We start from the raw sequence: 4,954 nt of genomic DNA, 5'->3' as shown, positions 1-4,954 counted from the left end.
TAAAACTGGGGAGTTTAATGCGCTTTGTGTCTCGCTCCGTGGTTACAGGCTTTGTAAATGCGTTGGCAATTCTTATCTTTATGGCACAGCTGCCGGAGCTGACGAATGTAACATGGCATGTCTATGCGATGACGGCTGCGGGTCTTGGGATCATTTATTTATTCCCTTACTTACCGGTGATAGGCAGAACAATTCCATCACCACTAGTGTGTATCGTGGTTTTAACTTTGGTTGCAATGTTGGTAGGACTTGAGATTCGAACTGTTGGCGATATGGGCCAGTTACCAGATACCTTACCAATATTTTTATGGCCTGATGTGCCTTTCAACCTCGACACACTGCTAATAATTCTTCCTTATTCATTTGGCCTTGCTGTCGTTGGTTTATTGGAGTCGATGATGACAGCGACAATTGTTGACGACTTAACCGATACCGCTAGTGATAAAAATCGTGAATGTAAAGGTCAAGGGATCGCGAACATAGGTTCAGGTTTAATGGGAGGAATGGCCGGCTGTGCGATGATTGGCCAGTCGATCATTAATGTAAAATCAGGGGGCCGTGGCCGCTTATCAAGTTTTACCGCGGGTACTTTTCTGCTGCTTATGGTGGTGTTTTTAGATGAATGGCTAAAGCAAATCCCAATGGCGGCATTGGTTGCCGTGATGATAATGGTGTCGATTGGCACCTTTTCTTGGAGTTCACTGCGAGATTTAAAGAAAAACCCATTATCAAGTAGCATCGTAATGGTTGCCACGGTCGTTGTTGTTGTCGCAACGCATAACTTGGCCATGGGAGTATTGGTTGGTGTGCTATTGGCGACACTATTCTTCGCCAATAAAATTGGTCGTTTTATGGTTGTAAAGCCAGCGCAATCATCGGCTAATGAACGAGTATATCAGGTTGTTGGACAGGTGTTTTTTGCATCCTCAGAGCAGTTTATTGAGTCGTTTGACTTTAAAGAGGTCGTTGCTAAAGTAGTGATTGACTTAACCCATTCGCATTTTTGGGATATTACGGCAGTGTCGTCGCTTGATAAAGTTGTAATTAAATTTAGACGCGAAGGTGCAGAGGTCGAGATTATTGGTATGAGCGACGCGACAGCAACGATTGTTGACAAATTTGGCGTTCACAATGACCCTGAAGAAGTTGAAAAACTCATGGCAGGCCATTAAGGAGAACACAATGAATAAAATTATTACTTGTATAGATGGCTCAGTTTACACAGATGATGTGTGTAAGGCGGGGATTTGGGCGGCCAAGAAACTTAATAAATCGATGCTATTTTTGCATGCCATAGAAAAACAAAACGCAGCTGTGATTGACGACTTAAGTGGCATAATTGGTTTTGGTGCAACTACAGCATTATTATCAGAGATGGCGACACTGGATGAGCAACGCAGTAAATTAGCATTGCAAATAGGCAAAGAAATGTTAGAGCACGCGATTGTATTTGCTAGCCAACAAGGGTGTAAGTCAATTGAAAGTAAGCAGCGCCATAGCGGTATTGTTGAGGCAATTTGCGACCTTGAAGATGCAGCGCGACTGATTGTTATTGGCCGAAGCGGTAAAACTCACGAACAGAATTTTAAAGCTATTGGGTCGCATATTGAGCAGGTTATTCGCCATGTTCATACACCTATTTTAATTGCCAATCGTCACTTTAGTGAGCCGAACAACTTTATGCTTGCTTATGATGGACGAGAAACAGCAGATAAAATGGTTAAACAGATTATTGCTGGTGGCTTGTTGCATCATTTAACGTGTCATTTGGTGACTGTAGAAAATGGCAAACATGATTTGTTGGAAAAATTTAAACGCACCGAAGCGTTGCTTATTGAAAGTGGTTTTGAAGTCAAATCAAGTATTTTAGAAGGTAATATTTTTAGTTCTTTAATGGCATATAAAGCTAAAAATGAAATAGAAATGCTGGTGATGGGGGCCTTTTCGCATTCAAAAATAGCACATGCTTTTTTGGGCAGTAATACCCTAAAAATGATAGAAAACACCCAACTGCCGCTGGTGATTTTGCGTTAATTTTAGGTGAGTCAAAACGCAGTTTAATTATGCTTACACTGCGGTTTGGCTTTACTGATTAAACGATTGCTTTGTCCCAATATGGCGGCGTACCATAGTATCCGTTAATAAAATCAATAAAACACCTGATTTTATGTGGTAGTAATTTTCGGTGGGCATAAACAACATATAAACCAACAGCTCCCGTTGCAAATTGAGGTAAAACTTCGATCAACTTGCCACTATTAATGGCTTCACTGGCGATAAATGTAGGCTGTAATGCTATCCCTGCACCGGCGATAGCACAATCAACTAATACATCCCCATTATTACTTTGAAACTCGCTACTACGTTGCGTGTTTTTTACCCGTAACCACTGATATATTTCGTCTTTAGTATCCATTTCTGTATAGCTATAATGCAAGTATCGGTGGTTTTTTAGATCTTCAGGTTTTTCAGGAGTACCATGTTTTTCAAGGTAGTCAGGTGAGGCACATAAAATTAATCTAATGGGCGCGACCTGCTTGGCAATCAAAGACGAACTTTTGAGTCGACCAATACGCAGTGCTACATCATAACCTTCATCAACAATGTCAACTTTGCGGTCGTTCAGTTGCAAATCAACATTAACAAAAGGGTAATGTGATTGGAACTCAGTCACTAATTTACCCATGTGTTTTAACGCGAACGACACCGGAGCACTTATTCTCAGAGTTCCGGTTGGGTGCTGCTGTAAGCCCCCTAATTGTGAATCCATTTCATCAATGCTTAACAATATCTGTTGCGCATGCTGAAAATAATGAGTGCCAGCTTCAGTGAGGCTCACTTTACGGGTAGTGCGATTAAGTAACCGTACAGCAAGGCGTTCTTCTAGTTTAGAAACGTACTTACTAACCAATTGTGGTGAAAGTTGTAAGGTTGTTGCTGCATTGCTAAAACTACCTTCGATCACCACAGATACAAAGGCCCGCATTGCATCAATTCTATCCATAATTTTTCTCATATTTAAATTGATTAACAACATTTTGTTGTTAATCATTCTTTATTTGTCATCTTACTCCGCCATGACATTGATAGTAAAGTGTACTTATCCCAACAGGGTCTAATTAAAACGTAAATAAATACTTTGCTAAAGAGGAACAAATAATGAAACTAATAAACACGATACTAAAATCAGATGCAGGACTTGCCGCTTTACTACTTCGCGCGCCAATTGGTTTGATTTTAGCTGCACATGGATCACAAAAATTGTTTGCTTGGTTTGGTGGTTATGGTCTGGAAGGAACAGGTCAATGGATGGCGAGTATCGGTATTACTCCAGGTTATTTAATGGCATTACTCGCAGGCAGTGCTGAATTTTTTGGCGGTTTAGCATTATTACTTGGGTTATTGACGCGTCCTGCTGCACTTATTTCAGCATTTACCATGCTAGTGGCTATTTTTTCAGTACATATAGACAATGGCTTGTTTATGGCAAATAACGGCTACGAATATGCACTGACACTGTTTGTAGTACTGATTGCGCTAACATTACAAGGTGGTGGTCGTTTTAGTATTGATAACTTTATAGCGAATAAATTAACGTCTAGGCAGTTACAGTCCAAGCATGTTTAATCACTTTTATGAAATGACGTGGATTACGGATAAATCCGCGTCTTAGCTTTGCGTTAGTTTAACTATCAAGGTTTACTTGCTCATGTTAAGTGAGCTTGTTTGGAGTAACTATGAATAATGTAGACATTGCATTTATCTCTCATGGTGGCGGCCCAATGCCACTGTTAAATGAATCAAACCATACACAATTGGTTGCTTATTTAAAATCACTTGCAAGCACGCTAAAAAAACCAAGTGCCATTTTATTAATTAGCGCTCATTGGGAAGAGTCAGTAGCGACTATTACTGCCAATGCAGCACCGGGGATGATTTACGATTATTATGGTTTTCCGCCAGCTGCCTATCAAGTGCAATACCCAAGTCAGGGAGAGCCCAAGTTAGCTGAAAAAGTACAACAAGTGTTACAACATGCTGGTATTGAAGCGAAGTTAGATCATCATCGCGGTTACGATCATGGTTTGTATGTGCCTTTAACATTAATGTACCCAGCAGCCGATATACCCGCGATTCAACTATCACTAGTGAATAACTTAGATGCTGCACAGCACTTAGCAATCGGTAAAGCGTTGCAATCTTTGGATTATGAAAACTTATTAGTTATTGGCTCTGGTTTTTCGTTTCATAACATGCAGGCATTTTTCGCGCAGGATAATCAGCAGAGCCAAATCAATAACCACGAATTTGAACAGTGGCTACGATCGACCTTAAGTGATAACACCTTGCCTGAACCAAAGCGTAATTTAATGATGCAAAACTGGCATAAAGCGCCTCATGCACGTTATTGTCATCCGCGAGAAGAGCATCTATTACCACTGCATGTATGCTATGGCTTAGCTGGCAGAGCAAGTGATGAATATGAAAATGTTACTATTTTCAATAAGCAATCAAGCGCATTTGTATGGCGAAGGAAAGAGCAGGGTATTTAATATTTGAATCATTGATCTTCTGTGTAGAGTCAAATCGTGGCGGGCATTTTTTAATTTATTTATTCAGAATTGATACGACTGAGTGGATTCGAACCACAGACCTGTGGACCGGGTGATCAAGAGTGGGTAGTGCGCTAATCAACTGAGCTAAGGTTTACGAATTGAGGATTTTAGTGATTAAGATTGGTACGACTGAGTGGATTCGAACCGCTGACCTTTGGACCGGGTGATCAAGAGTAGGTAGTGCGCTAATCAACTGAGCTAACTTGAGAGTATTAGTCATAAAGATAGGTACGACCGAGTGGATTCTAACCAGCGACCTGTGGACCGGATGATTAAGAGTAGGTAGTGCGTTTTCTTGATATAATTTCGAATTATGAATTGGTACGACTGAGTGGATC

At 40.7% G+C, this 4,954-nt stretch carries 5 protein-coding genes; 4 read left to right on the top strand and 1 reads right to left on the bottom strand.

Annotation, left to right across the window (positions count from 1 at the left end; all coding sequences use genetic code 11):
- Together H5232_RS22135 and H5232_RS22130 are read left to right on the top strand one after the other, a co-directional pair.
- Nucleotides 1–1,172, top strand: a 1,172-nt coding sequence (locus tag H5232_RS22135; protein WP_182831525.1) for a SulP family inorganic anion transporter, incomplete at its 5' end; no start/stop codon positions are given.
- Between the two features lie 10 nt (nucleotides 1,173–1,182).
- On the top strand, nucleotides 1,183–2,034 hold the full coding sequence (locus H5232_RS22130; RefSeq protein WP_182739760.1) for a universal stress protein: 852 nt from the start codon (nucleotides 1,183–1,185) through the stop codon (nucleotides 2,032–2,034).
- Between the two features lie 58 nt (nucleotides 2,035–2,092).
- Here the strand turns inward: H5232_RS22130 and H5232_RS22125 are convergent, their stop codons facing one another.
- The gene (locus H5232_RS22125; RefSeq protein WP_149982351.1) at nucleotides 2,093–3,004 is read right to left on the bottom strand and encodes a LysR family transcriptional regulator; all 912 of its coding nucleotides are present in this window, start codon (nucleotides 3,002–3,004) and stop codon (nucleotides 2,093–2,095) included.
- A gap of 155 nt (nucleotides 3,005–3,159) precedes the next feature.
- Between H5232_RS22125 and H5232_RS22120 the strand changes: the two genes are divergently transcribed.
- Both H5232_RS22120 and H5232_RS22115 read left to right on the top strand, forming a co-directional pair.
- Nucleotides 3,160–3,627, top strand: a complete 468-nt coding sequence (locus H5232_RS22120; RefSeq protein ID WP_182739761.1) for a DoxX family protein — start codon at nucleotides 3,160–3,162, stop codon at nucleotides 3,625–3,627.
- Between the two features lie 110 nt (nucleotides 3,628–3,737).
- Nucleotides 3,738–4,553 (top strand): class III extradiol ring-cleavage dioxygenase, encoded by an 816-nt coding sequence (locus H5232_RS22115; protein WP_182739762.1) that lies wholly within the window; start codon nucleotides 3,738–3,740, stop codon nucleotides 4,551–4,553.
- Nucleotides 4,554–4,954 lie beyond the last annotated feature (401 nt).

The organism is Pseudoalteromonas sp. SG41-5, assembly GCF_014164495.1.
GTDB lineage: Bacteria > Pseudomonadota > Gammaproteobacteria > Enterobacterales > Alteromonadaceae > Pseudoalteromonas > Pseudoalteromonas rhizosphaerae.
This window is presented reverse-complemented; position numbering and strand designations above follow the sequence as displayed.

Excerpts from the sequence above, each read along its gene's own strand:
- H5232_RS22115 (WP_182739762.1), top strand. The coding sequence starts at position 3,738 with ATGAATAATGTAGACATTGCATTTATCTCTCATGGTGGCGGCCCAATG.
- H5232_RS22120 (WP_182739761.1), top strand. The coding sequence starts at position 3,160 with ATGAAACTAATAAACACGATACTAAAATCAGATGCAGGACTTGCCGCT.
- H5232_RS22125 (WP_149982351.1), bottom strand. The coding sequence starts at position 3,004 with ATGGATAGAATTGATGCAATGCGGGCCTTTGTATCTGTGGTGATCGAA.
- H5232_RS22130 (WP_182739760.1), top strand. The coding sequence starts at position 1,183 with ATGAATAAAATTATTACTTGTATAGATGGCTCAGTTTACACAGATGAT.